The organism is Rhizobiaceae bacterium (assembly GCA_023953835.1).
Taxonomy (GTDB): Bacteria; Pseudomonadota; Alphaproteobacteria; order Rhizobiales; family Rhizobiaceae; genus Mesorhizobium_G.
In genome coordinates this window covers 1,281,348-1,303,278 of the sequence record JAMLJB010000001.1, presented here as the reverse complement: position 1 = coordinate 1,303,278, position 21,931 = coordinate 1,281,348, and the positions used below count along the sequence as shown (strand labels likewise).

At 60.2% G+C, this 21,931-nt stretch carries 20 protein-coding genes and 1 tRNA gene; 7 read left to right on the top strand and 14 right to left on the bottom strand.

Annotation, left to right across the window (positions count from 1 at the left end):
• The first annotated feature begins 128 nt into the window (after positions 1-128).
• Positions 129-1,238: a Gfo/Idh/MocA family oxidoreductase gene (locus M9924_06060; protein ID MCO5063965.1), complete on the top strand. Its 1,110-nt coding sequence runs from the start codon at positions 129-131 to the stop codon at positions 1,236-1,238.
• Between the two features lie 12 nt (positions 1,239-1,250).
• On the opposite strand, the gene M9924_06055 is transcribed toward M9924_06060, so the two are convergent.
• The 7 genes from M9924_06055 to M9924_06025 all read right to left on the bottom strand — a co-directional run bounded on the left by M9924_06055 (position 1,251) and on the right by M9924_06025 (position 7,169).
• Complete coding sequence (locus M9924_06055; protein MCO5063964.1) at positions 1,251-2,045, bottom strand: SDR family oxidoreductase; 795 nt, start codon at positions 2,043-2,045, stop codon at positions 1,251-1,253.
• A gap of 9 nt (positions 2,046-2,054) precedes the next feature.
• Complete coding sequence (gene iolG / locus M9924_06050) at positions 2,055-3,056, bottom strand: inositol 2-dehydrogenase (protein MCO5063963.1); 1,002 nt, start codon at positions 3,054-3,056, stop codon at positions 2,055-2,057.
• Positions 3,057-3,096: 40 nt separating this feature from the next.
• Positions 3,097-3,867 (bottom strand): ATP-binding cassette domain-containing protein, encoded by a 771-nt coding sequence (locus M9924_06045; GenBank protein ID MCO5063962.1) that lies wholly within the window; start codon positions 3,865-3,867, stop codon positions 3,097-3,099.
• 4 nt (positions 3,868-3,871) lie between these two features.
• Positions 3,872-4,945 carry an ABC transporter permease gene (locus tag M9924_06040; protein ID MCO5063961.1) on the bottom strand — a complete coding sequence of 358 codons (1,074 nt, stop codon included), beginning with the start codon at positions 4,943-4,945 and terminating at the stop codon, positions 3,872-3,874.
• A 61-nt stretch (positions 4,946-5,006) separates the two neighbouring features.
• Positions 5,007-5,948: a substrate-binding domain-containing protein gene (locus tag M9924_06035; GenBank protein MCO5063960.1), complete on the bottom strand. Its 942-nt coding sequence runs from the start codon at positions 5,946-5,948 to the stop codon at positions 5,007-5,009.
• A gap of 325 nt (positions 5,949-6,273) precedes the next feature.
• The gene (locus M9924_06030) at positions 6,274-6,807 is read right to left on the bottom strand and encodes an SRPBCC family protein (GenBank protein MCO5063959.1); all 534 of its coding nucleotides are present in this window, start codon (positions 6,805-6,807) and stop codon (positions 6,274-6,276) included.
• Positions 6,804-7,169 carry a metalloregulator ArsR/SmtB family transcription factor gene (locus tag M9924_06025; protein MCO5063958.1) on the bottom strand — a complete coding sequence of 122 codons (366 nt, stop codon included), beginning with the start codon at positions 7,167-7,169 and terminating at the stop codon, positions 6,804-6,806. Before M9924_06025 ends, M9924_06030 begins: the two co-directional genes overlap by 4 nt.
• 240 nt (positions 7,170-7,409) lie before the next feature.
• Between M9924_06025 and M9924_06020 the strand changes: the two genes are divergently transcribed.
• Positions 7,410-7,739, top strand: a complete 330-nt coding sequence (locus M9924_06020; protein MCO5063957.1) for a hypothetical protein — start codon at positions 7,410-7,412, stop codon at positions 7,737-7,739.
• An 11-nt stretch (positions 7,740-7,750) separates the two neighbouring features.
• Here M9924_06020 and M9924_06015 read toward each other — a convergent pair whose 3' ends face one another.
• A complete protein-coding gene (locus M9924_06015) occupies positions 7,751-8,227 on the bottom strand; it encodes a hypothetical protein (protein ID MCO5063956.1) in 477 nt (158 codons plus the stop codon).
• Positions 8,205-8,729 carry a TetR/AcrR family transcriptional regulator gene (locus M9924_06010; GenBank protein ID MCO5063955.1) on the bottom strand — a complete coding sequence of 175 codons (525 nt, stop codon included), beginning with the start codon at positions 8,727-8,729 and terminating at the stop codon, positions 8,205-8,207. Before M9924_06010 ends, M9924_06015 begins: the two co-directional genes overlap by 23 nt.
• A gap of 186 nt (positions 8,730-8,915) precedes the next feature.
• On the opposite strand from M9924_06010, the gene M9924_06005 reads away from it, so the two are divergent.
• The 3 genes from M9924_06005 to M9924_05995 all read left to right on the top strand — a co-directional run bounded on the left by M9924_06005 (position 8,916) and on the right by M9924_05995 (position 12,593).
• The gene (locus tag M9924_06005; protein ID MCO5063954.1) at positions 8,916-9,749 is read left to right on the top strand and encodes an N-acyl homoserine lactonase family protein; all 834 of its coding nucleotides are present in this window, start codon (positions 8,916-8,918) and stop codon (positions 9,747-9,749) included.
• 128 nt (positions 9,750-9,877) lie between these two features.
• Positions 9,878-12,076: an extracellular solute-binding protein gene (locus M9924_06000; GenBank protein MCO5063953.1), complete on the top strand. Its 2,199-nt coding sequence runs from the start codon at positions 9,878-9,880 to the stop codon at positions 12,074-12,076.
• Between the two features lie 199 nt (positions 12,077-12,275).
• Positions 12,276-12,593 carry a hypothetical protein gene (locus M9924_05995; protein MCO5063952.1) on the top strand — a complete coding sequence of 106 codons (318 nt, stop codon included), beginning with the start codon at positions 12,276-12,278 and terminating at the stop codon, positions 12,591-12,593.
• A gap of 189 nt (positions 12,594-12,782) precedes the next feature.
• On the opposite strand, the gene M9924_05990 is transcribed toward M9924_05995, so the two are convergent.
• Positions 12,783-12,858, bottom strand: a tRNA-Thr gene (locus tag M9924_05990).
• Positions 12,859-13,090: 232 nt separating this feature from the next.
• Here M9924_05990 and M9924_05985 point away from each other — a divergent pair.
• Positions 13,091-14,281 carry a hypothetical protein gene (locus M9924_05985; GenBank protein ID MCO5063951.1) on the top strand — a complete coding sequence of 397 codons (1,191 nt, stop codon included), beginning with the start codon at positions 13,091-13,093 and terminating at the stop codon, positions 14,279-14,281.
• Positions 14,282-14,286: 5 nt separating this feature from the next.
• On the opposite strand, the gene M9924_05980 is transcribed toward M9924_05985, so the two are convergent.
• Together M9924_05980 and M9924_05975 are read right to left on the bottom strand one after the other, a co-directional pair.
• A complete protein-coding gene (locus M9924_05980) occupies positions 14,287-15,885 on the bottom strand; it encodes a cisplatin damage response ATP-dependent DNA ligase (GenBank protein MCO5063950.1) in 1,599 nt (532 codons plus the stop codon).
• Positions 15,885-16,895 carry a ligase-associated DNA damage response exonuclease gene (locus M9924_05975; GenBank protein MCO5063949.1) on the bottom strand — a complete coding sequence of 337 codons (1,011 nt, stop codon included), beginning with the start codon at positions 16,893-16,895 and terminating at the stop codon, positions 15,885-15,887. The genes M9924_05980 and M9924_05975 overlap by 1 nt, the downstream gene beginning before the upstream one ends.
• 75 nt (positions 16,896-16,970) lie before the next feature.
• Between M9924_05975 and M9924_05970 the strand changes: the two genes are divergently transcribed.
• The gene (locus tag M9924_05970; protein ID MCO5063948.1) at positions 16,971-17,879 is read left to right on the top strand and encodes a methyltransferase domain-containing protein; all 909 of its coding nucleotides are present in this window, start codon (positions 16,971-16,973) and stop codon (positions 17,877-17,879) included.
• On the opposite strand, the gene lepA is transcribed toward M9924_05970, so the two are convergent.
• Positions 17,876-19,690, bottom strand: a complete 1,815-nt coding sequence (gene lepA / locus M9924_05965; GenBank protein ID MCO5063947.1) for a translation elongation factor 4 — start codon at positions 19,688-19,690, stop codon at positions 17,876-17,878. The genes M9924_05970 and lepA overlap by 4 nt on opposite strands.
• A gap of 58 nt (positions 19,691-19,748) precedes the next feature.
• Positions 19,749-21,887, bottom strand: a complete 2,139-nt coding sequence (locus M9924_05960; protein ID MCO5063946.1) for a penicillin-binding protein — start codon at positions 21,885-21,887, stop codon at positions 19,749-19,751.
• Positions 21,888-21,931 lie beyond the last annotated feature (44 nt).

Genomic DNA, 21,931 nt, shown 5'->3' with positions numbered 1-21,931 from the left:
GACCCATCTATTTCAGACGGCAAAGCATAGACGTCTCGACAACACATGTCACATGGATCATGCATTCCATTCCGGGCAAATCTGGATTAAAGAGTGCAAATTGTCTCGCATCGACCCCGGAGGATGGAATGATCGGCGTCGGCCTCATTGGAACGGGGTTCATGGGCAAATGCCACGCGCTGGCATGGACCGCCGTGCGGCCTGTGTTCGGAGACGTGCCTTCACTACGTCTTGTCCACCTCGGGGAAGCAAGCCAGGAGACCGCAACGCGCAAGGCTGCGGAGTTCGGATTTGAGCGGGCATCGGGAGACTGGCGCGCGGTGATTGCCGACCCGGACGTGACCGTGGTGTCGGTCACGACTCCCAACCAGTTCCACCCGGAAATGGCGATGGAGGCTTTGAAGGCTGGCAAGCATGTATGGTGCGAAAAGCCCATGGCGCCTACATTCGCGGAAGCCGAGGCGATGACGGCCGCCGCGCAGAGTGCGGGCAAGGTCGCGGCGCTCGGCTACAACTACATTCAAAGCCCGGCGGCAAGGCACATCCGGCAATTGCTGGCTGAAAAGGCAATCGGCGAAATCAACCACCTTCGCATCGAGATGGATGAGGATTTCATGGCCGATCCCGATGCGTCTTTCACGTGGAAGCACGAGGCCGCCTCAGGCTATGGCGCGCTTGACGATTTTGCCGTCCATCCCCTGTCGCTGGTGCAGTCGTTTTTTGGACGCGTCGCGGCGGTGATGTGCGATATGACACGGCCATATGCCAGCCGGACCATACAGGGCGGGGGAACACGCGAAGTCGAAACATTCGACATCGCCAGTTCGCTGATCCGGCTGGAAAACGGCATCTCCGGGACGCTGCTGGTCAATCGTTCGGCATGGGGCCGCAAGGGGCGTCTTCAGGTCCAGATATTCGGTTCGAAAGGCTCCATTGTCTTCGATCAGGAGCGCTTCAACGAGTTGCAGCTCTTTGTGACGTCCGACCGTTCGACCGAGCAGGGCTATCGCACGATACTGGCCGCCCCCCATCATCCTCCGTACGGGCAGTTCATTCCCGCGCCGGGCCACGGTCTCGGCTTCAACGATCTCAAGACCATAGAATGCCGCGAATTGCTTTGCCGCATCGAAGGAAAGCCTGCAATGCTGATCGAGTTCGATGAGGGGCTGGAGATAGAACGGACCGTGCACGCCATGGCACGGTCGTTCAGGGAACAACGATGGGTTGAGGTTCGATAGAGCCTTTTGAAATCATTCGCCGAATGCGCCCGCAATGTTCTGGTCATAGTCGACCAGCGCGCCGGTCATGACACCTGACTGCGGGCTTATCATGTAGGCAATCAGGACGGCCAATTGATGCGGCTTCACCAATTGCCGCATCGGCTGTGCCGCTTCAGCCTTTTCCAGCCAGTCATCCGGTGCCCCGTGCCACTTCTTTTGCACAAGGTCCTCGCCCTCCGTATCCATCCAGCCCGGCAGTACCGCGTTGCAGCGGATCCGGTTTGACCGATATGCGTTGGCGACGTTCTTAGTCAGTATCGTCAGCGCGCCTTTGCTGGCGGAATAGGGCGTCAGGAAAGACTGGCCGGCATGGGCCGACATTGACACCACGTTGACCATGGAACCCGGTGCATTGGTTTCGATCAACCGTTTCACCACAGCCTGCATGAGAAAAAACGGACCGCGCACATTGGTGTTGAACAGGAAATCGAACAGTTCGGGCGTCGTGTCGGTCAGCGATCCGCGCGCCGACGACGCGGCGGCGTTGACCAGTGCGTTGATCGTCCCGAAGCGTTCGGTCGCTTCATCGACCGCGCGCAGGCAATTGGCCGGATCGGCAACGTCGGCGCTGATGAACATGGCCCGTGCGCCCAGGCCTTCCAACTGCGCGACCGCAGCCGCGCCCTTTGCTTTGGAGCGCCCGACCAGAGCGATGGCCCGGCATCCTTCATCGACAAGCTGCCTTGCAACTGCGAAGCCGATGCCTTGCGTCCCTCCGGTAACGATCGCGCGCGTGTCGCTGTTGCGCTTGTGCGCGTCAGACATGGACATCCCTCAGTCTTCGATCTTTACCGACTTGCCGGTCAGGGCCGACTTCAGCGCGGCGTTGGCCAGGATAAGCGCGGCCAGACCATCCTCACCGCTCGGTGACGCACGCTTAGCGCCTTTGCGGGACATCGACGCAATGAAGCTCGCAATCTCGTTGGCGTAGGCTTCGGTGTAGCGCGTCATGAAGAAATCATGCAGCGGGGGTCGCGTGTATCCCTTGCTGTCCGCAATTTCGATGGATACAGGCCGCTGGTTTTCCGCCGAAACCACCCCTTTCGAACCATGCACTTCGATGCGCTGGTCGTAGCCATAGGTCGCGCGGCGCGAATTGGAAATGGCCGCCTGTTTGCCGGTCGCGGTTTCGAGTATGACGCTCACGGAGTCGAAATCGCCTGCATCCCCGATCTTCCTGTCGACCAGCACCGAGGCAAAAGCGGATACCTTTGTCGGCTCCTCGCCCAGCAGGAAACGCGCCATATCGAAATCGTGGATGGTCATGTCCCGGAAGATGCCGCCGGAACGTTTGATGTATTCAACCGGTGGCGCGCCGGGATCGCGGGAGGTGATCGTCACCATCTCGACGTTGCCGATAGCCCCATCGTCGATTGCCTTCCGCACGGCAGCAAAATGCGGATCAAAACGCCGGTTGAAGCCGACCATGAGCGTCGCGCCGGTCTTTTCGACGGTGGCGAGGCATTTCCTGACGCGCCTGACATCGAGGTCGATGGGCTTCTCGCAGAAGATTGCTTTACCGGCTTTTGCGAAGCGCTCGATCAGGTCGGCGTGTGTATCTGTCGGTGTGCAGATAATCACAGCGTCGATGTCGCCGGCCTTCTCTATTTCATCGACCGAGCGGACCGCCGCGCCATACGCGTCGGCAATCTCCTTCGCCGGCTTTTCGAAAGCATCCGCCACGGCGACGAGCTTCGCGCCCGCGTTGGACGCCACCGCCCGTGCGTGCACCTTGCCTATGCGGCCCGCGCCGAGCAGGCCAAATCGCACTGTCATGTTCAAAACCTCTCCACGCAATTGCCGGGCGCGCCGCCGCTCATGCGGCGTCGGCATATTCCGGCTGTGTCTTCGCGCCCGTGATATAGGCGACCACATCCTGTCCGTCAGTCTCTTCCTTTTTCAGGTTGGCAACGATACGCCCGCGTCGGAATACGACGATGCGGTCCACCAGATCGAAAACCTGACGCATGTTGTGGCTGACGAGGATAAGAGGTTCACCATTGGCCTTCAGGTTACGAATAATGTCCTCGACCTGCGCGGTCTCCCGCACGCCGAGCGCGGCGGTAGGCTCGTCCATGATGATGAGCTTTGATGCGAAGGTCGCGGTGCGGGCGATGGCAACGCATTGGCGCTGGCCTCCGGACATGTGCCGGATCGTGTTTCCGAGATTGGCGATCTTGACCCCGGTTTTCTCCAGCGCGTTTCGTGTTGCTTCGCGCATTGCCCGCCGGTTGAGGATCGAGAACGGGCCCAACCGCAGAAGAAATTTTTCCCGGCCCAGGAAAAGGTTCGAAGGCACGTCGAGATCGTCGGCCAGCGCGAGGTTCTGATACACGGTCTCGATGCCGGCCTCGCGCGCCTCGATGGGGCCGGTAAATTCCACTTCGTTTCCGTCGAACCACATCTTGCCGCGTGTGCGGCGCTCGACGCCGGTTATCTGGCGCACGAACGTGGACTTGCCCGCGCCGTTGTCCCCCATGATCGCCACATGCTCGCCCTTGCGAAGCTCGAAACTGGCATCATTCAGCGCGTGGAGGCCGCCATAGTGTTTGGTTAGGCCCTCGGTCCTGAGGATGATGTCCGCCATTGGTTCAGCCCTTCGCCGCGCGGCGACGCTGCCGCCACTGGTCCAGCACGACCGCGCCCACGATGATCGCGCCCTTCACCATCTCCTGATAGTAGGCGTCGAGGCGCATGAAGGTGAAACCGGAAATGATGACGCCGAAAATCAGCGCGCCGAGCACAGTACCGATGATCGAGCCTCTTCCCCCGGACAGTGAAACGCCGCCAATGACCGCCATCGCGATTGCGTCCAGTTCGTACATCACGCCCATGCCGGATTGCGCGGTGAGGTTCTTCGAACAGAGCACCAGCGCGGCGACGCCCGCCAGCATCGCGGCAATCGTGTAGACCAGCACCTTATGGCCGGCCACATTAATGCCGGACATCCGCGCGGCGTCTTCGTTGGAGCCGATTGCGTAACAGTGCTTTCCATATTTCGTGTAGGTCATGATGAGCTGGAACAGGATCGCCAGCGCCACGAATATGAGGACGGGCATCAGCCCTTTTCCGATCGATGCGAAGCTCTCCGTAGGAAACGAGATCGGATTTCCCTTCGACCACCATTTCGCGAGGCCGCGCGCCGACACCATCATGCCGAGCGTGGCTATGAAGGGCGGTATTTTCGTATAGGCAACGAGGAGGCCGTTGATCATTCCCGCCACCATCCCGCAGCACAAACCGACGATCACCGGAACGATCACCGGCAAGTCCATCAATTCCGGCCCGAAGATCGCCTTGGGATTGGGGTTGCCATTGACCGTGGCAACTTGCGCAAAACTCATGGCGATCATGGCCGTGGCGCCAACGACGGACCCGGATGAGAGATCGATTCCACCCGTGATGATGACCTGCGTGACACCTATGGCGATGATGCCGACGATCGACACCTGGAGAATGATGATCGACAGTCGCGCCTCGTTGAAGATCGCATCGACATTTGGCCGAGTGTTGAACAGGAAGGAATCTCCCAGGAACGTTCGTCCTGCTATCTCGAATCCGGCCACGAGCAGGATCAGTGCGATAAGAACGTTAAGTTCAGAAGGCCAATGCCTCCTTCGTCGGTCGAAAGCGACGCCGCCGACGCCGAGAGAGGTATCTGACAATTGGTTGCTCCTCCATGGAGCGGCGTCTCAGCGCCGCTCCGTCGAGCCCGGGAGATCGCGCTCAGTTCTTCTTCAGGTAGTCGTTTATGTTCGCCGGGGTCACCAGTTCGAAGGGCACCCAGACCTTCTGGTCGACCTTTTCGCCTTTTGCCAGTTTCAGCGCGGCATCGAGGGCGCCGGACCCCTGCGCGGCCGCGTTCTGGAACACGGTCACGTCGAGATCGCCCGCCTGCATGGCGGCAAGGGCGTCTTGTGTGGCGTCGACGCCGCCGACTATGACATCTTTCATGTCGATACCCGCGGCCTTCATGGCCTGTATCGCGCCGATGGCGGATTCGTCATTGTTGGCGATGACAGCTTCGAACGGCTTGTTGGTGGAAAGCCAATTGGTCATCAGGTTCTGGGCTTCGTCGCGCTTCCAGTTCGAGGTCTGCTTGTCGATAATGTTGAGCTTGACCGCGCATTTGCCGCCATCGATGACATCATGAATATCCTGTGTCCGCTGGACGGCGGCCTGGTTGGACAACTCGCCCATGATGACATAGGCGTTGGCCTCGGTCTTCCCGGCCTCCTTGAGAAGGCGGCACACCTCGATGGTTTCCAACGTCCCGGAATCGACCTCGTTCGACGCCACAAAAGCCTGGTTGTCGGGCAGCGTATCGAGGTTCACCGGCTGGCGATTGACGAATACGAGCGGAATATTGGCCGCTGCCGCCGCGTCGGTCACGGCCTGCGTGGCAGAGGTATCGACGGGGTTCACGATGATTGCGTCGACACCTGAGGCCGCGAAATTCTTGATCTGGTCGAGCTGTTTCGCGACATCGTTCTGCGCGTCCTCGATTTGCACTTCGACGCCGTTCTGATCGGCATAGGATTGAATGCCGTTTCGCAGCACTGTCAGGAAATTGTCATCGAAAAGCGCCATCGAAACGCCGACTTTTTCGGCGTGCGCCGCGCTCGTCATAAGCGCCGCCATGGCGACGCCCAGCATGAACTTCTTCATTTTACTTTCCTCCCAATTGGTGCCGCTGGCACCGTCAAAATTCACCGTGGCTCCCAGGGCCACTGATCCGCACTTATGCGGCCTCCCACATCCGCCAGGGTGACAGATCGGCATCCATGTGATTTCGGAATGCAAACATCATCTGAGTGCCAATATGAAATGATTATTCCAATTTTGGCTTTTTCGTCAAGACGAATCTCCGTGAGGATCGGGACATTCCGCGCCCCCGGACCGAAAGGGAATCGTGATCCGGCATCGCGAGCCCGGAACGATAAACGCATAAAAAAGCCCGGCATTGCCGGGCTTTCTTCGTGAGAGGCGTGCGTCAGGCGGGCAGTCGCTCCCGATAATCTTCCTTGAGGTGAAGCCAATGGTCCCAGAACGCGGGGAAAGATCGTTCCTCGATCCGGGCCGCGAGAACATCGAGATGCGCGTGCCAGCCGGGCGCGATGTTCGCCAGTGCGGACTTGTCTCGAATGCGTCTGTGAGTGAGCGTGAGCAGGACGGAATTGGCGCGTTCCACAAGCTCGATCGTGACGCCGCCAGTGCTTCCCCATGTGAAGGCGATCTTGTGCGGCGGGTCCAGTTCGGTAATCTCCGACTCCATGCTGTGTTCTTCGCCAAATCCTTCGGGCCGCTTGGATGGTGCGTCGGACAGTTCATCATTGCGCCACGTCAGCTTGAACGGTGCGCCGACCCGCATTTCCATTTCGCCGGCGGCCAGCCATTTGCGGCGCAGTTCGCTCTCCGTCAGGTAAGCCCAGACACGATCGATCGGGCCCGGCAGAACCCGCCGGATTGTCAGCGTCGAATCCTCGCTCAGTGCGCCATACTGGTCCATTCTCGCAAGCTCGGTCATTTGTCTTCTCCTTCGGCCTTTGGTGTTTTTCGCATATCTTCCTCGCGCAGCAGGCGGTCGAGAACGTCCAACCTCGAAGTCCAGAACTGTTCGTAGAACGCGAGCCATTCTTGCGCTCCGGCCAGCGGCGTGGCCTCCAACCTGCAGAAATGTTCGCGGCCCCGCACTTCGCGCCGGACGAGGCCCGCATACTCCAACGCCTTGATGTGTTTCGAGGCGGCGGCGAGCGACATCGAAAACGGCTCCGCAAGCTGGCTGACGGTGCGTTCCCCCTTTGTGAGATCGCGCAGCATCTGGCGGCGCGTGGCATCGCCCAGAGCGTGAAACACGGTGTCGAGATCATGTGCGCTTAATTCAACCATGTAGTTGAATATACATTGTTCTCGCGAATAGTCAACCAATCGGTTGAATATTTTCCGTGTCGGTTCTGCCTTGCCCGGGCCAAACTGGCAGGGCTGAATATAACATTGTCTTGGCCACCAAACGGTCGATGGCGGGACTATTGCCGCCCCATTGGTGTCATTGACCGCCACACAGGAGCGAGGTCGGATCATCCATCGTAGGAGATGACGTTACGTAGTGCCGCAGGCATAATTTCAGCCATGTCGAAAAGCATCTTCCCATTGCCGATGATTGACGACTTTGCCGATGCGAGCACGCTCGGCGAGCATATTGCTGCAGGATATCAGATCAGGGCCCGGTGCACGCACGCGGGGTGCAATCACAACGTCCAGATCAATCTCGTGGTGGTTGCGCGATATCTTGGCATCGACCACGGGGCATCGGCGGAAGACCTGAAGCCTTATTTCTATTGCCCGCCCTGCCGCACCGCCGGAGTGAACGATGGGCACATCGTTTTCGCGCACTATCCTCCGACGGCGCCCCACTGCGTGATCGCGGAGCGCTGGATCGCCGACCGGACGGCGGCCTGAGCGGCAGGACTTCAGGAGGGCTCGATGGCTCGGCCAAGACGTTCCAGCTCAAGGGCGTAGCAGAACAACGAAAACAAAACGGCCAGAAAGCCAAGGCCCTTTGCCGTTCCGATCCAGACAGGCGGGAGCATCTCGATCCTGGGCAGGTGTCGGAAGACCACTGCCGAGAAGAGCGCTGCGCCGAAGAAGAAGCTGGCCCTGCTTGCAAAGAGCACAAGGTGGCCGATCAGGGCGTTGTGGAACGGAACCCAGACCCGCACCCGGGAATATCTCAGCCAATAGGCGGCCTGGATGACAAGAGCACTCACGAGCGAAATCAGGATCGTCGGAGAGCTCAGCATTTGCGGCCTGCCCGTGTCGCTCAGGATTGCCTGGAACACAGGGAACGTCGCCCAGAACAATGCGGTGGCCGCCGCTGTCTGGACGCAGAGCAGCAAGAGGTAGCGGGCAGGGGCGGGTGCAGAATCAACGCTTCGTTGCTCGGCCAAGATCTTTTCCTCGCACAAGGCCGGACAGGCCGACACTGACTTCGCTCGGCTCGACATCGCCCAGCAGCGCGGCCTGCACTACAAAGCCGAGAATGATCGACAGAAGCGATTTGGCGACGTCATTGCTGTTTATGGTTGCAATGACAAGACCGGCCTCTTTCCAGGCTGGCACGCAGCCGGCCAGGTCATTGCGAAACGTGCGATAGAACGACTGCATAAGGCTCCGCAGTCTTTGGTTTGTCTGAGCCTCGCTCCAGCCCAGCAAAGCGATGCGCTTGAGATCATAGAGGTCGCCCTTGGTGAATGCGCTGATGGAGGTCGTCACCTCGCGCACCAGCCAGTCAGGGCCTTCATCCCTTGCCTTCGCGACCAACGGCCCGAGCTGTTCGGCGAGGCCACCGAGCGAGGTGGTTACAGCGGCAAGGATAATTTCCTCCTTGCTCGGAAAGTAGAGATAGACGGCGCCCGCCGACAATCCGCTGGTCCGGATGATGTCGTCCATCGTCGTCGCGTGGAGGCCCTGCGCCTGGAAACAAGTCCAGGCCGCCCGAATTATCTGAAGCCTGCGCTCGGCTTTTCTTTCGTCTGAAATCTTTGGCATGCAAGAATATAAAACGAACAATCGTTCTTTACAAGGGCGCGGGATGAGATTAAAAGAGAACGATCGTTCTTTTTAAGGAGACAGGTCATGATGAGGGTCACGGCCATCGAGACGGGCAAGGCGCGAATGAAAACGGCACAGCGAACCGGCAGGCCCGACCGGGGCGCACTCGGACGCAAGATCGACATCTTTGCGGACAGGGATTGGGTCGAGCCGCTGCCAATCCTGTGCTTTCTGGTGGAACATCCGGAAGGCCGGTTCCTGATCGATACAGGCGATACATGGCGCAATTCCGTTGCCGGCTACCTGCCTGGGTGGAACCCGTTCTACAAGCAGGTCTCGATCCGCGTTGCTCCGGAAGAGGAGGTCGGGCCGAGGCTTCGCAATATGGGTATGGACCCCGCACGCGATATTGCAGCGGTGATCCTGACGCATTTCCATCACGACCATACGGGCGGTCTGGACCACTTTCCTCACACCCGCATCCTTGGTCCGCGGGAGAACTATGCGGTATCGACCGGCATCCGTGGCAAGATGATGGGATGCCTGCCGCATCGCTGGCCGGTCTGGTTCAAGCCGGAGCTGTTCGATTTCGATGGCCCGCCCATCGGCCCTTTTGCGCGCTCAAAACCGGTGACGAGCGACGGCAGGGTGGCCATCGTTCCAACACCGGGCCACGCGACCGGGCACGCTTCAGTTATCGTGCAGGGCGAAGATGTCACCTATTTCATCGCCGGCGATGCAACATATTCCGAGACCAACCTGCGCGCTTTGCAGACGGACGGCGTGACGAATGATCCCGCATTGGCGCGCGATACACTGGCGAACATCTGCGATTTCGCGAAGAGCCGGCCAACGGTGGTGCTTCCGGCTCATGATCCGGAGTCGGTGCGTCGCCTCAACGAAAATCTCGTTTTTTGAAGGCTCAGGAAGCGCCGCGCGGACCCATAGGAAGCTCGCAGGCCCGCAAACTATCTCGTTACTTTCCACAAACGCCGCCGTCGGGTACTATCGGCTAGCTGAGGACCTGCAACATGCTGCGGCGAGTGTTGTCTGTTGCTGTAATCGTGCTGATCTGCGCCTGCGGATTGGGTTTAGGCACGAGTGACGTTTTCGCTCGCCAGTTGGCGGCGGCGGGGTCCGGGGGACGTGTGGCCCTTGTCATCGGCAATTCCCGCTATGCTTCGGTTGCCCCGCTGGTCGATCCCCAGCGCGACGCCATGGCTGTGGCGTCGGTTTTCGAGGAACTCGGCTTCTCGTCGGTGACACTCGACGCGGACCTGACGCGGGATCGCCTGCTCTCGCGCCTGAAGGCGTTCGGCGAACTCGCGGAAAACGCCGAGTGGGCCGTCATCTATTACGCAGGACATGGCCTCGACCAGGCCGGCCGGAACTATGTCGTGCCGGTGGATGCACGGTTGATGTCCGACGCGGACCTCTCGGAAGAGGCTGTTTCGCTTGATAGCCTCATTGCGGCTGCCTCTGAGGCCAGCAAAGTGCGGATGGTGATTGTCGACGCGTCGCGCAACAACCCGTTTCTTGCGAGCATGGTGCGCAAGACAACCGGCAAGGCCGGAACCGTCGGTCTTGGAGCTATTTCTCCGGAAGGCGGCGTCGCCGTCGTTTCCGCTGCCAAGGCCGGCGAACTGGCGCAGGATGGCGGCAAGCTTGGCAACAGTCCTTTTGCAAGGTCCCTGATCAAGGCGCTGCGAACTCCGGGCGTCGATCTTGAATCCTTGTTCCAGCGTCTACGAAACGAAGTCATCGTATCGACGGCGGGTAGGCAGTCGCCGGTCCTGTATGGCGATCTTCCGAAGCAGGCGTATTTTTCCGATGCTCCTGCCGGTCAGGGCGAGGGCAGGCCGGACGACGTGGCATGGGATTCACTAGGAGGCGGCGTCGGATCCGACAAGCTTCTCGATTTCACGAGAGCCTTCCCCAAGAGTCCGTGGTCACCCGCTGCTTATGTACGGCTTGCGGCGCTTCAGCGGGATCTCGTGGTCTCGGACGCTGCGATGTCAGACAGCGCGCAGGCGACGAGCAACGATGCGGCATCGGCCACACCACTGACGATCTCGTGCGGAACGCCGGGCGTGGAATTGACGTTCTGCCAACGGGGTGTCGAACTCTGGTCGAAGAGCACAGGAAAGAAGGTGAAGGTCGTTCCGGCCCCGGATTCGATGGACGACCGCCTCAATGTGTACCGTGACAGCTTCGAGAGAAAATCCGCGGATCTCGACATCGTGCAGATCGATGTGACGTGGTCCGGCATGCTGGCGGAGCATCTGGTGGATTTGTATGCCTACTCGAACGGTGCGGAGAACGGGATCCTGCCGCCTGCGCTCGATGCTGCTGTCGTTGACGGGCGGTTGGTCGCAATACCCTGGTTTGTTGATTCCGGGCTTCTCTTCTATCGCAAGGACCTGCTGAAGAAATATGGGCAGCAGCCGCCGCAAACCTGGGAGCAGCTTGCCGAGAGCGCGGCGATCATTCAGAAGGGCGAGCGAAAGCGCGGGATCAAGAGCTTCAACGGCTTTCTCTTCAACGGACTTTCGGCCGAGGGCCTCACCTGCTTCGCGCTCGAAATGGTGAACGCATATGGCGGTGCTATCTCGACCGATCAGGATGGCCGGGTCTCGATCGATTCTGCCTCAGTCGAGCAGGCGCTGGAAACGATGACAGGATGGATCGGCAAGATCGCACCGAAGCAGGTGGTCGACTACAATGAGGAGGCCGCGCGACAGGCGTTCCAGAACGGAAACGCGGCCTATATGCGCAACTGGCCCTACGCGCTTTACCTCGCCGAGGAAAAGTCCAGTCGGCTGCGCGGGAAGGTCGGTGTCGTTTCGCTTCCGCGCGGGGGCGCTTTCGGCAATCGTTCAGGCGTGCTGGGCGGTTGGCAACTGGCGGTATCGAACTATTCGCGCCATCGCAAGGATGCCGCTTCGCTGGTCATGTTTCTGACCAGCGCGGAGAACCAGAAGGAACGTGCCATTGAGGGCGGCTTCGCTCCGGCCGTCGGCGCGCTCTACAGCGATCCTGAAGTGCTGAAGGCCAATGCCCTGTTCCCCGACATGTATGCCGCCGTAACCAACGCGATCGTGCGGCCATCGCGAACGCTCGGTCAAAGTTATGATGCGTTTACGGCTGTGCTTCGCGAAGAAGTCGCACGCGCATTGGCAGGTCAACAAACACCCGAAAATGCGTCAGAGAAGATTGCAGCCCGACTGGCCACCATCCCCCATTGAGACCCACAAAGCCATTGCCAAAATCTCCGATACGCGAGTAGTTTTTGTTGGAAGCCGATCTTGGCCGCTGCATTCATTTGAACCATTGTACTTGATGCCAGGAGGTATCCGAATATGGACAAGACGTTCGGAATGCGTCCTTCGCGACCGAACTGTCGGTCGCTCTTCACCCGATGCAAATGATTCAAAGGAGAACGCTGTGAGGGCCAACACGAATGGGGTGTTACTTGTGCTTTTGTCGCTGGGTCTGGTGGGCTGCAGCACGTCTGGCGGCGGGGGTGTTTCGGGCGCGCCAGCAACCGGTACTGTGGTCGCGCAGAGCGACATGCCGGAGTTTTGTCAAAACGCGGCCGTAAGCAAATACGGTGTCTCGGCCGATAGTATCAGCACCAATTCCCCGATGACGCGAAGCTTCGGCACGCTGGTCCAAGGTTCGGTATACAAGGATACGGTCACGGTCGGATTTGACTGCCGCTTCGATACCAAGGGCGCATTCCTGGGGGTGATCGAACAATAGAAGATCGACAATAGCGCGGTCGGCGCGTTCAGAAAGATCTCAACCGGCCGGGGTACTGCCCGTAGGCGCGAGATCGTCAAATATTTCCTTGTGGCTGCGTGCATGAAGCATGCCGCGACTTGCCTCAAAAAATCGGGAGGGCGACTATAGGTCAAAGTGCCCGCAATCATCAGTTCCGTTGGGGTAGAGTGGTGCCGCTTAGGTGACTCGAACACCTGACCCCATCATTACGAATGACGTGCTCTACCAACTGAGCTAAAGCGGCCCTTGCCAGCGCGTGGCGGGAGTTTGCGCCTGATAGCCTCATTGGGCGGCAAGATCAAGCCACCTGCGAATAAGCCCGCTGAGCTCGGTTCGAGATCATTCTGTGTATTCTGAACGAAGGGCGCTGATCTGCGGTGCAGACGACGGCGCTACGGCTTCCTTTCGCGAATTTTTCGTATAGTAGGAATCGGAGACATAGCTGCGATATAGTCGCATTTTGTGAGGAAAAGCATTTGGACGTCATTGAAAAGGCGATCCGTAACGCGTTCGAGAAGGGTGATGCGTCCGATCAGGCCTTCCGCGAGCGGGTCTATCGACAGGCTTTCGCCGCGCTCGACCGCGTTCTTCAGGCCAATCCGGGTGTGACGGTCGAGTCGGCGATCAAGCGCCGCAAGTCCCTCCAGGCGAAGATCGTCGAGATCGAGCAGGAGTTCGTGCACCCGGCAAAACCGGCGTCCGCCGACCCGCTTTTCGTGAACGTGCCGCCCTTGCCGACTGGCGGGCAAACTGCGCATGCTGTTCCGGTTTCCGCGCCACCCGCCATCAAGGCGGATGAGGCGGCTGTGGCCGAAGCGCACAGCCATGCCGCGGAAGTTTCGCACAACGAGGAAGAGACTAACGCCGAGTCTCGACTTCCAGAGGCGGATATTCCCACCGTTTCCGTCGAGGTAGGGGAACAATATCAGTCGGACGAGCCGATCGTTCCTACGATCGATCGCGAGCCAACCCACGCTCCCGCTCAGCAGGAGCTTCTAACGGCCGAGCGCGTGGTTGCGCCCGAGCGCCGTCGAAGGCCGATGGCTGCCATGTTCGTGGCAGTCACACTCTTTTCCATCCTTGCCATCGGCATCTGGTGGGCCATGCAGACGGGACTGCTCGGAAACACCACCCAATCCGAACCCGTTACGACAACCGCACCGGAAGGCGAAGATTACGAACCGGGCGCGGACGAGCCGCCGGTCGCGCCGGGCCAGGCGGATGCGGCCCGCAACTGGATTCCGGTTTTCAACGGAAACGACCCCAATTCGATCAGCGCTCCGGGGGATACTTCCGCCGAGGCAATGCATGAGGAAGGCTCCGATTTCGTGAGGATTCGCTCAGGTGCCAGCGGCTCCGCAGTGATGATTGACGTCAATCAGGGTGTGCTGGAACAGATTGCGGGAAAACGCGCAACCTTCGATATCGTGGCCAAGGCCGAAGAAGGCCAGGACACCCAGATGTCGGTCACCTGCAATTTTGGTGAGTTGGGCGATTGCGGCCGCAAGCGCTATGCGGTCGGGAATGCGCGCTCCGACTTCCTGTTTGAGTTGGACGTTCCGGCCGCAAAGCCCGGAGCAGGCGGCACAATCGCGATCAATTCGGATTTCGACAAGGAGGGGAAATCCGTCGATATTTACGAAATCAAGGTGTCGGTGAATCAATAGCGCTTTCAGCCGTCCAGAAGGGCTTCCAGCGTTTCGATCCGGTCGGCTTCGATCGAAGGCTTGTCCCAGCGCAACCGCGATATTCTGGGAAAGCGCATGGCCACCCCCGATTTGTGACGCGTCGACCGGTTCAGCCCCTCGAATGCGACTTCGAGGACCAGCCCGTGTGCGTGATCGGCGCGCACCGACCGCACCGGCCCGAACCGTTCCACCGTATTGTCCCGGACATATTTGTCGATCTGGCGAAGTTCTTCGTCAGTGAAGCCGAAATAGGCTTTCCCGACCGGCACCAGTTCTTCCGCGCCTTCCGCACCCGTCCAGACGCCGAATGTGTAGTCGGAGTAGTAGCTTGAGCGCTTTCCGTGGCCTCTTTGTGCATACATCAGAACGGCGTCGACGGTGTGGGGATCCCGCTTCCATTTGAACCACGGGCCTTTTGGCCTGCCTGCGAGATAGGTTGAATCGAGCCGCTTCAGCATGATGCCCTCTATGACCGGATGCGACGGATTGCGGCGTAAGGCGTCCAGTTCATTCCAGTCGGAAAACGGCACGTTCCGCGACACGTCGAAGCGCGAAGGGTCGAGTGTTGCGACGAGTCTACCCAGTGCCGAACGCCGATCCGAATATGAGAGTGGCCGCAGGTCGTCATTGTGGATCTGCATAAGATCGTAGGCGCGCACAAAAACCGGGAACTGACTGCGCATTTTCGGGGAAACGCTCTTGCGGTTCAGGCGCTGCTGAAGGTCTGAAAAGGTGCCGGTTTTTCCGCGCGGATCGCCGACAAGCAATTCACCGTCGAGCACGCCCTCGAAATTCATCGCCTCGACAAGGTCTGGAAATGCGCCTGAAATGTCATCTCCCGTGCGCGAATAGAGGCGGCGCAGACCACCTTCGGCGACCGCCTGCACACGAATGCCGTCCCATTTCCATTCGGCGGCATACTCCGCTGGGTCAAGCTTCTCGAGATCGCCGTCGCCGACAGGCTGGGCAAGCATGACCGGCCTGAACAGCGCCGCCGCCGCACGCTCCGGGCGTGCCGTGCGGCCTTCGAGCCAGTCGAACAGCGGCACGTAAGGCGGCGTCAGCCCATGCCAGATTTCTTCGATTTCCGAAACGTCGACACCGCCCATATCCGCGAGCGCCTGCTTCGCCATCCGCGCCGAAACCCCAATGCGAAGACCGCTGGTCACCAGCTTGATGATGGCAAAGCGCGACGAGACGTCGGCATGATCGAGAAGCGTTGCAAGCGTTTTCGGTGCATCGGAGCGGCTGGCTCGCTGGAGCGCCGTCACTGTTTCGGCCAGGGTCAAGCTTTGGCGGTCATCGTGCGCGCCGGTCGGCCAAACCAGCGAAACGGTTTCGGCAAGGTCACCGACATAGTCGTAGGAATAGCCGAACAGGACGGGGTCCATGCGCTCGGCTACAAGCGCGCGCAATATTGCGGGTTTGACGGAAGCAAAGCTGAGGTCGCCGGTGATGGCTGCCAGCGTCAACCCCCGATCGGGATCTTCCACTGTGCGGAAATAGTCCGCCAGCAATTTCAGCTTGCCGTTGCGGGAAGGCGTCAGGACAAGGCGGTCGAGCAATTCGGCGAAACGCTGCATCAGTCGCCCTCGTCCTCATAGCCGACCAGATGAAGCGGGCGAGCCGCGATTCCATTCAACTCGCCCCAGCGCACCAGCGCTTCTTCGCGGCCATGCGTGACCCACACCTCCTGCGCGCCCGTTTCCACTATGGTCGATGTCAGCTCGTTCCAGTCCGAATGGTCGGAGATGATCAAGGGCAGTTCGACGCCACGCTGCTTCGCCCTCTGGCGTATGCGCATCCAGCCTGACGCGAAGGCCGCGACCGGATCCGGGAAGCGTCGTGCCCAACGATCGGAAAAGGCCGACGGCGTGCCGAGAACGATTGCGCCCTCGAACTGTCCTTTGCGGCTCGATTCCACGGTGGCCGGTTCAAGGCGGCCAAGGTCGATTCCCTCCGAGACATAGTAGTCGCAGAGCTTCTGCAACGCCCCATGGAGATAGATCGGCGCATCATGCCCCGCATCGCGGACGAGGCGGATCACGCGCTGCGCCTTGCCCAGTGCATACGCGCCGACCAGATGCGAGCGGGTGGAAAACTGCGCGGCCGACCTGAGCAGCCGGGCGATCTCTTCACTTGCAGGCGGATGATGAAAAACCGGCAGGCCGAAAGTCGCCTCGGTGATGAATATATCGCACGGGACGACTTCAAATCCCTCGCAGGTGGGGTCCGGCTGGCGCTTGTAGTCGCCGGAGGCCACGATGCGAAGCCCACCATGTTCCACCAATATCTGGGCAGAGCCAAGTACATGGCCCGCCGGATGAAAACTGACCTTGACCCCATTGATGTCGATCTGCTCGCCCGGCGCGGCGGCTTGGGTTCCGCCCGCGAATTGCGGACCATAGCGCAGGCCCATGATGTCGAGCGTCTGTTGCGTGGCAAGCACCCTGGCGTGACCGGCCCTCGCGTGGTCGGAATGGCCGTGCGTTATCAACGCGCGGTCTACCGGACGCACAGGGTCGATGAAGAAATCCCCTGCGGGGCAGTAGAGACCCTCGGGGCGAGGGTGGAGGAGATCGCGGGGGCGCATGCCCAGAAGATAGGCGTTCCCGGCGGCGATAGAAGCCCATTGCGCGAAGCCTGCTGACAAGCGCATAGAACGATCATGCCGACGATCGACACCTCTTCGCACGATATTCTGGCCGACCGTCGCGCCGACTATGCCGAAATGCTGTTCGCTGACGGTGATTTCGCGGCTGCCGCGGCGCTGATGATGGATGCGCTGGAACGCGCGCCCGGGTGGGCGCTCGGATGGTTTCGGCTCGGCGAATTCCACGAAGCGGCAGGCAACATGGACCAAGCGGTCGAAGCTTGGCAGATGGTCTTGCGCATCGATCCTGACGATCGCCCGGGCGCTGAATTGCAGCTCGCGCTCGCCGGCGTCTTGCCTCGACTTGAGAAACCGCCAAGTGCATTTGTCGAGACGCTGTTCGACCAATATGCAGATCGCTTCGACACGTCGCTCGTCGAAAAGCTTGGCTATCGTGTGCCGGACCTGATGATGTGGGCCATCGCCATGGTGCACCCGCAACAGTTCAAACTCGCGCGTGATCTTGGATGCGGTACGGGCTTGATGGGCGAGCGCCTGCGTGACCGTGCGGACCGTCTGGAAGGTTTCGACATTTCGGGAGAGATGCTGCGCAAGGCGCGCGCCAAAGGGGTCTATGACCTGCTCGAAAAGGCGGACCTGCAAAATCCGCCGCCGTTTTCGGTGCCGGCCGATGTCGTCACCGCCGCCGACGTGTTCATGTATCTCGGGGCGCTGGACGGTGTGTTCGCCGCCGTCGCAGCGATGCAGGAACCGGATGCGCTATTCGCCTTTTCCGTCGAACGGCACGTGGGAACGGAAGACTTCGTGCTGCTGCCTTCCCGAAGATTCGCGCACTGTCAGGCTTATATCGAGCGGGTATTGGACAAGAACGGCTACGCGCCTCTATCGATGGAAAATCATGTGATCCGCATGGATCGCGATGCCCCCATCGAAGGGATTTTGACGGTCGCTCGAAAGCTCTAGTTGTCGCCCATTTTGAGCGCCTGAATGAAGGCTTCCTGCGGGATGTCCACCTTGCCGAACTGGCGCATCCTCTTCTTGCCTTCCTTCTGCTTTTCGAGAAGCTTTCGCTTGCGGGTCACGTCGCCGCCATAGCATTTGGCGGTCACGTCCTTGCGCAGGGCCGAGATGGTTTCGCGTGCGATGATGCGTCCGCCGATAGCAGCCTGAATCGGAATCTTGAACATGTGCTGCGGGATCAGCTCCTTGAGTTTTTCGCACATGACGCGGCCCCGCTTTTCCGCCGCCGTCCGGTGCACCAGCATGGAAAGCGCGTCCACCGGTTCGTCATTGACCAGAATCGACATCTTGACGAGATCGCCTTCGCGATAGTCTGTCAGGTGGTAGTCGAAGGAGGCATAGCCTTTGGATATGGATTTCAAGCGGTCATAGAAGTCGAACACGACTTCGTTGAGCGGAAGGTCGTAGACCAGCATGGCGCGCTTGCCGACATAAGACAAATCCGCCTGAATGCCGCGCCTGTCCTGGCACAGCTTCAGAATGCTGCCGAGATATTCGTCGGGCGTCAGGATCGTTGCGCGAATCCATGGCTCCTCGATGGAAGCGATCTTCACCACGTCCGGCATGTCGGCGGGGTTGTGCAGTTCCTTCTTCGTCCCGTCGGTCAGGTTCATGCGATACACCACGCTCGGCGCGGTTGCGATCAGGTCGAGGTCGAATTCGCGTTCAAGTCGTTCCTGAATGATTTCGAGATGCAGAAGTCCGAGGAAGCCACAACGAAAGCCGAAACCGAGTGCCGCCGACGTTTCCATCTCGTAGCTGAACGAAGCATCGTTGAGGCGCAGCTTGCCGACTGCGGCGCGAAGATCCTCGAAATCGGCGGCATCGACCGGAAACAGGCCGCAGAACACCACCGGCTGCGCAGGCTTGAAGCCCGGCAGCGCCTCTGCGGTCGGTCGGCGGTCCTCGGTGATCGTATCGCCGACTCGGGTGTCGGCAACTTCCTTGATGGAGGCGGTGATAAAGCCGAATTCGCCGGGTCCGATTTCATCGGCCTGCACCATTTTCGGCGTAAAATAGCCGGTGCGTTCCACCGGGTATTTCGCTCCCGTGCCCATCATGCGGATCGTCTGGCCCTTCTTCAGCACGCCGTCGATGACGCGCACCAGAACGATGACGCCGAGATAGGCGTCGTACCAGCTATCCACCAGCATTGCCTTGAGCGGCTTCGACGCGTCGCCCTCCCGCGGGGGCGGAAGGCGATTGACGATGGCTTCGAGGACTTCCTCGATGCCGATCCCCGTTTTGGCGGAAATCATCACGGCGTCGCCGGCGTCAAGGCCGATCACCTCCTCGATCTGGTCCTTGACGCGTTCCGGCTCGGCGGCGGGCAGGTCGATCTTGTTGAGCACAACGACGATTTCGTGGTTGTTGTCGATTGCCTGATAGACATTCGCCAGCGTCTGCGCCTCCACGCCCTGGCTGGCGTCGACCACCAGCAGCGAGCCTTCGCAGGCCGCGAGCGAGCGCGAAACCTCATACGCAAAGTCGACATGGCCGGGCGTGTCGATGAGGTTGAGGATATAGTCCTCGCCGTTCTTCGCCTTGTAGTTGAGCCGGACGGTCTGGGCCTTGATCGTAATGCCGCGCTCGCGCTCGATGTCCATATTGTCGAGCACCTGTTCCTTGCCGGCCATTTCGCGCGCGTCCAGCCCACCGGTCATCTGGATGAGGCGGTCGGCGAGTGTGGACTTCCCGTGGTCGATATGGGCGACGATGGAAAAGTTGCGGATATGAGAGATCGGCGTCGTCATGGTGCCGGGCTTTAGCAGGGAAGCGCCAAAAGGCAAGGGGAACCCGGTTTGCCGGGGCTCAATTGCCGAGGATGATATCCAGCAACGACTTCTGGCTTTTGGCACGCGGTGCGCCGACATCCGCCGAAGGGCGTCGGATCGACCCCGTGGATACATCGCTGGCGCGCTGCGAACGCATCACTCCACCGCCTTCCGCTTGCGCCATCGGCTCGCCGACATCCATGGGCGGCAACGGCGTGCGGTTCCATCCGCCCGGCAGCTTGCGCACCGGCACGCCCTCATGCGCCGCCGCCATGAAATGATTCCAGGCAATGGTCGGCAGGGAGCCGCCCGTGATGTTCTTGGTGGGGCTACCATCATCATTGCCGAACCAGACGCCCGTCGTGAGGTTGGCGGTGTAGCCGATGAACCATGCGTCCTTCGACTTCTGGCTTGTGCCGGTCTTGCCTGCGGCGGGCCAGCCGAAATCGGCCTTGCCCGCCGTGCCGTCGCGGATCGTTTCCTGCATCATCGCATTCATCATGCCGACCACTTCCGGCTTGAGAACGCGCGGAGCATTGGCCGCAGAGGCCCGGTAGAGTTGCTTGCCGCCCGCAGTGCTGATGCTCCTTATGAAATGAAGTCTGGGACGATAGCCGCCATTGGCGAATGGTACATAGGCGGCGGTCAGTTCAAGCGGCGTGACCTCGGAGGTTCCAAGCGCGATCGATCCGTTGGCCTGCAAGGTCGATTCGATGCCGAGCCGCTGTGCGGTGGACACAACTGTCGCCGGGCCCACTTCCGCCGCCAACTGCGCCGCGACGGAGTTCAACGATTTGGCAAGAGCGGTCGTCAAGGTTACCGGGCCATAATACTTGCCCTTGTAGTTCTGCGGCGTCCAGTTGCCGATGCGGATGGGTGCGTCATTGCGAACGGTGTCCGGCGTAGCGCCATGCTCGATGGCCGCGAGATAGACGAAAGGCTTGAAGGCCGAGCCGGGCTGGCGCTTTGCCTCGGAGGCCCGGTCGAACTGGCTTGCGGCATAGTCATATCCGCCCACCATGGCCCGAACCGCTCCCGTATTGTCGATCGAGACCAGCGCGCCCTGGCTGACATTCAGCTTCTTGCCGTCCTCCCGGATCAATTCGCGGATGGAGTTTTCCGCAAGCTTTTGCAGGTTCAGGTCAATCGTCGATTCCACCACGATGTCGGTGCGCACCTCGCCAATCAGGTCGGGAAGCTGATCCATAATGTAGTCGGCGACATAGTTCTCCGAGCCGCTCCAGTACGAGGCCGCACGGGTCGGTGCGGCCTTCATCGCTACGGACAATTCCTTCGCGCCGATCATTCCCTGATCGCGCATCGTGGCGAGAACGACTTCGGCACGCTGCGCGGCGGCATCTGGATCACGCGCCGGTGACAGTTTGGACGGCGCCTTGAGGAGCCCTGCCAGAAGCGCTGCCTCGGCCAAAGTCACATTCCGGGCGGATTTTCCGAAATAGCGTCGCGACGCGGCCTCGACACCATACGCTCCCGAACCGAAATAGACCCGGTTGAGATACATTTCGAGGATCTGGTCCTTGGTGTGGTTCTGCTCGAGCCAGAGCGCAAGCAGAACCTCCTGAACCTTGCGCCTGAGCGTGCGGTCGGGCGACAGGAACAGATTCTTGGCAAGTTGCTGGGTGAGGGTCGATCCGCCTTGAGACAGGCGTCCGCCGACGAGATTGGATGCGAGCGCGCGCCCGACACCAAGCGGATCGATGCCGTAGTGCGAGTAGAAGCGCCGATCTTCAATCGCGATCACCGCTTGCGGAATATAGGGCGACATCTCATGGAGGCCTATCGCCTCACCTCCGGTCATGCCGCGATTTGCCAGTAGCTTGTCGTCAACCGTGACGATCTTGACGTTAGGCGGACGTTTCGGAACCGCCCAGGTGGTCGCGCTTGGCATCTGGGCGCCGTAATAGGCGACCACGCCCAATCCTGCGATGCCCATCCACAGGCAGAGTACAAAGCACCAATAGAAGAGGCGTCCGGCAACGCCGAAGCTGCCGCGACGGCGGCGGCTGGGCCTGCGTGCCGATTTCCTGGCAGATTTCGTTTTGCGGCGGGATGGCACAACCCTATCGTCCTCGCTCACTTCAAAGCTAGCGGACGACGCGGAACGCCTGTTGTCGAAAGTTGGCTCGATGCGCCGGCTTCCGCCCCTTTTCGCCATATCACCCTTGACCCGAACGCCCTTGGCGCGTCGGTGAAGGGTAA

What these genes read in the sequence shown, in the direction of transcription:
- M9924_06060 (MCO5063965.1), top strand. Translation starts at nt 129, where the DNA reads ATGATCGGCGTCGGCCTCATTGGAACGGGGTTCATGGGCAAATGCCAC.
- M9924_06055 (MCO5063964.1), bottom strand. Translation starts at nt 2,045, where the DNA reads ATGTCTGACGCGCACAAGCGCAACAGCGACACGCGCGCGATCGTTACC.
- iolG (MCO5063963.1), bottom strand. Translation starts at nt 3,056, where the DNA reads ATGACAGTGCGATTTGGCCTGCTCGGCGCGGGCCGCATAGGCAAGGTG.
- M9924_06045 (MCO5063962.1), bottom strand. Translation starts at nt 3,867, where the DNA reads ATGGCGGACATCATCCTCAGGACCGAGGGCCTAACCAAACACTATGGC.
- M9924_06035 (MCO5063960.1), bottom strand. Translation starts at nt 5,948, where the DNA reads ATGAAGAAGTTCATGCTGGGCGTCGCCATGGCGGCGCTTATGACGAGC.
- M9924_06030 (MCO5063959.1), bottom strand. Translation starts at nt 6,807, where the DNA reads ATGACCGAGCTTGCGAGAATGGACCAGTATGGCGCACTGAGCGAGGAT.
- M9924_06025 (MCO5063958.1), bottom strand. Translation starts at nt 7,169, where the DNA reads ATGGTTGAATTAAGCGCACATGATCTCGACACCGTGTTTCACGCTCTG.
- M9924_06020 (MCO5063957.1), top strand. Translation starts at nt 7,410, where the DNA reads ATGTCGAAAAGCATCTTCCCATTGCCGATGATTGACGACTTTGCCGAT.
- M9924_06010 (MCO5063955.1), bottom strand. Translation starts at nt 8,729, where the DNA reads ATGGACGACATCATCCGGACCAGCGGATTGTCGGCGGGCGCCGTCTAT.
- M9924_06005 (MCO5063954.1), top strand. Translation starts at nt 8,916, where the DNA reads ATGATGAGGGTCACGGCCATCGAGACGGGCAAGGCGCGAATGAAAACG.
- M9924_05980 (MCO5063950.1), bottom strand. Translation starts at nt 15,885, where the DNA reads ATGCAGCGTTTCGCCGAATTGCTCGACCGCCTTGTCCTGACGCCTTCC.
- M9924_05975 (MCO5063949.1), bottom strand. Translation starts at nt 16,895, where the DNA reads ATGCGCCCCCGCGATCTCCTCCACCCTCGCCCCGAGGGTCTCTACTGC.
- M9924_05970 (MCO5063948.1), top strand. Translation starts at nt 16,971, where the DNA reads ATGCCGACGATCGACACCTCTTCGCACGATATTCTGGCCGACCGTCGC.
- lepA (MCO5063947.1), bottom strand. Translation starts at nt 19,690, where the DNA reads ATGACGACGCCGATCTCTCATATCCGCAACTTTTCCATCGTCGCCCAT.
- M9924_05960 (MCO5063946.1), bottom strand. Translation starts at nt 21,887, where the DNA reads ATGGCGAAAAGGGGCGGAAGCCGGCGCATCGAGCCAACTTTCGACAAC.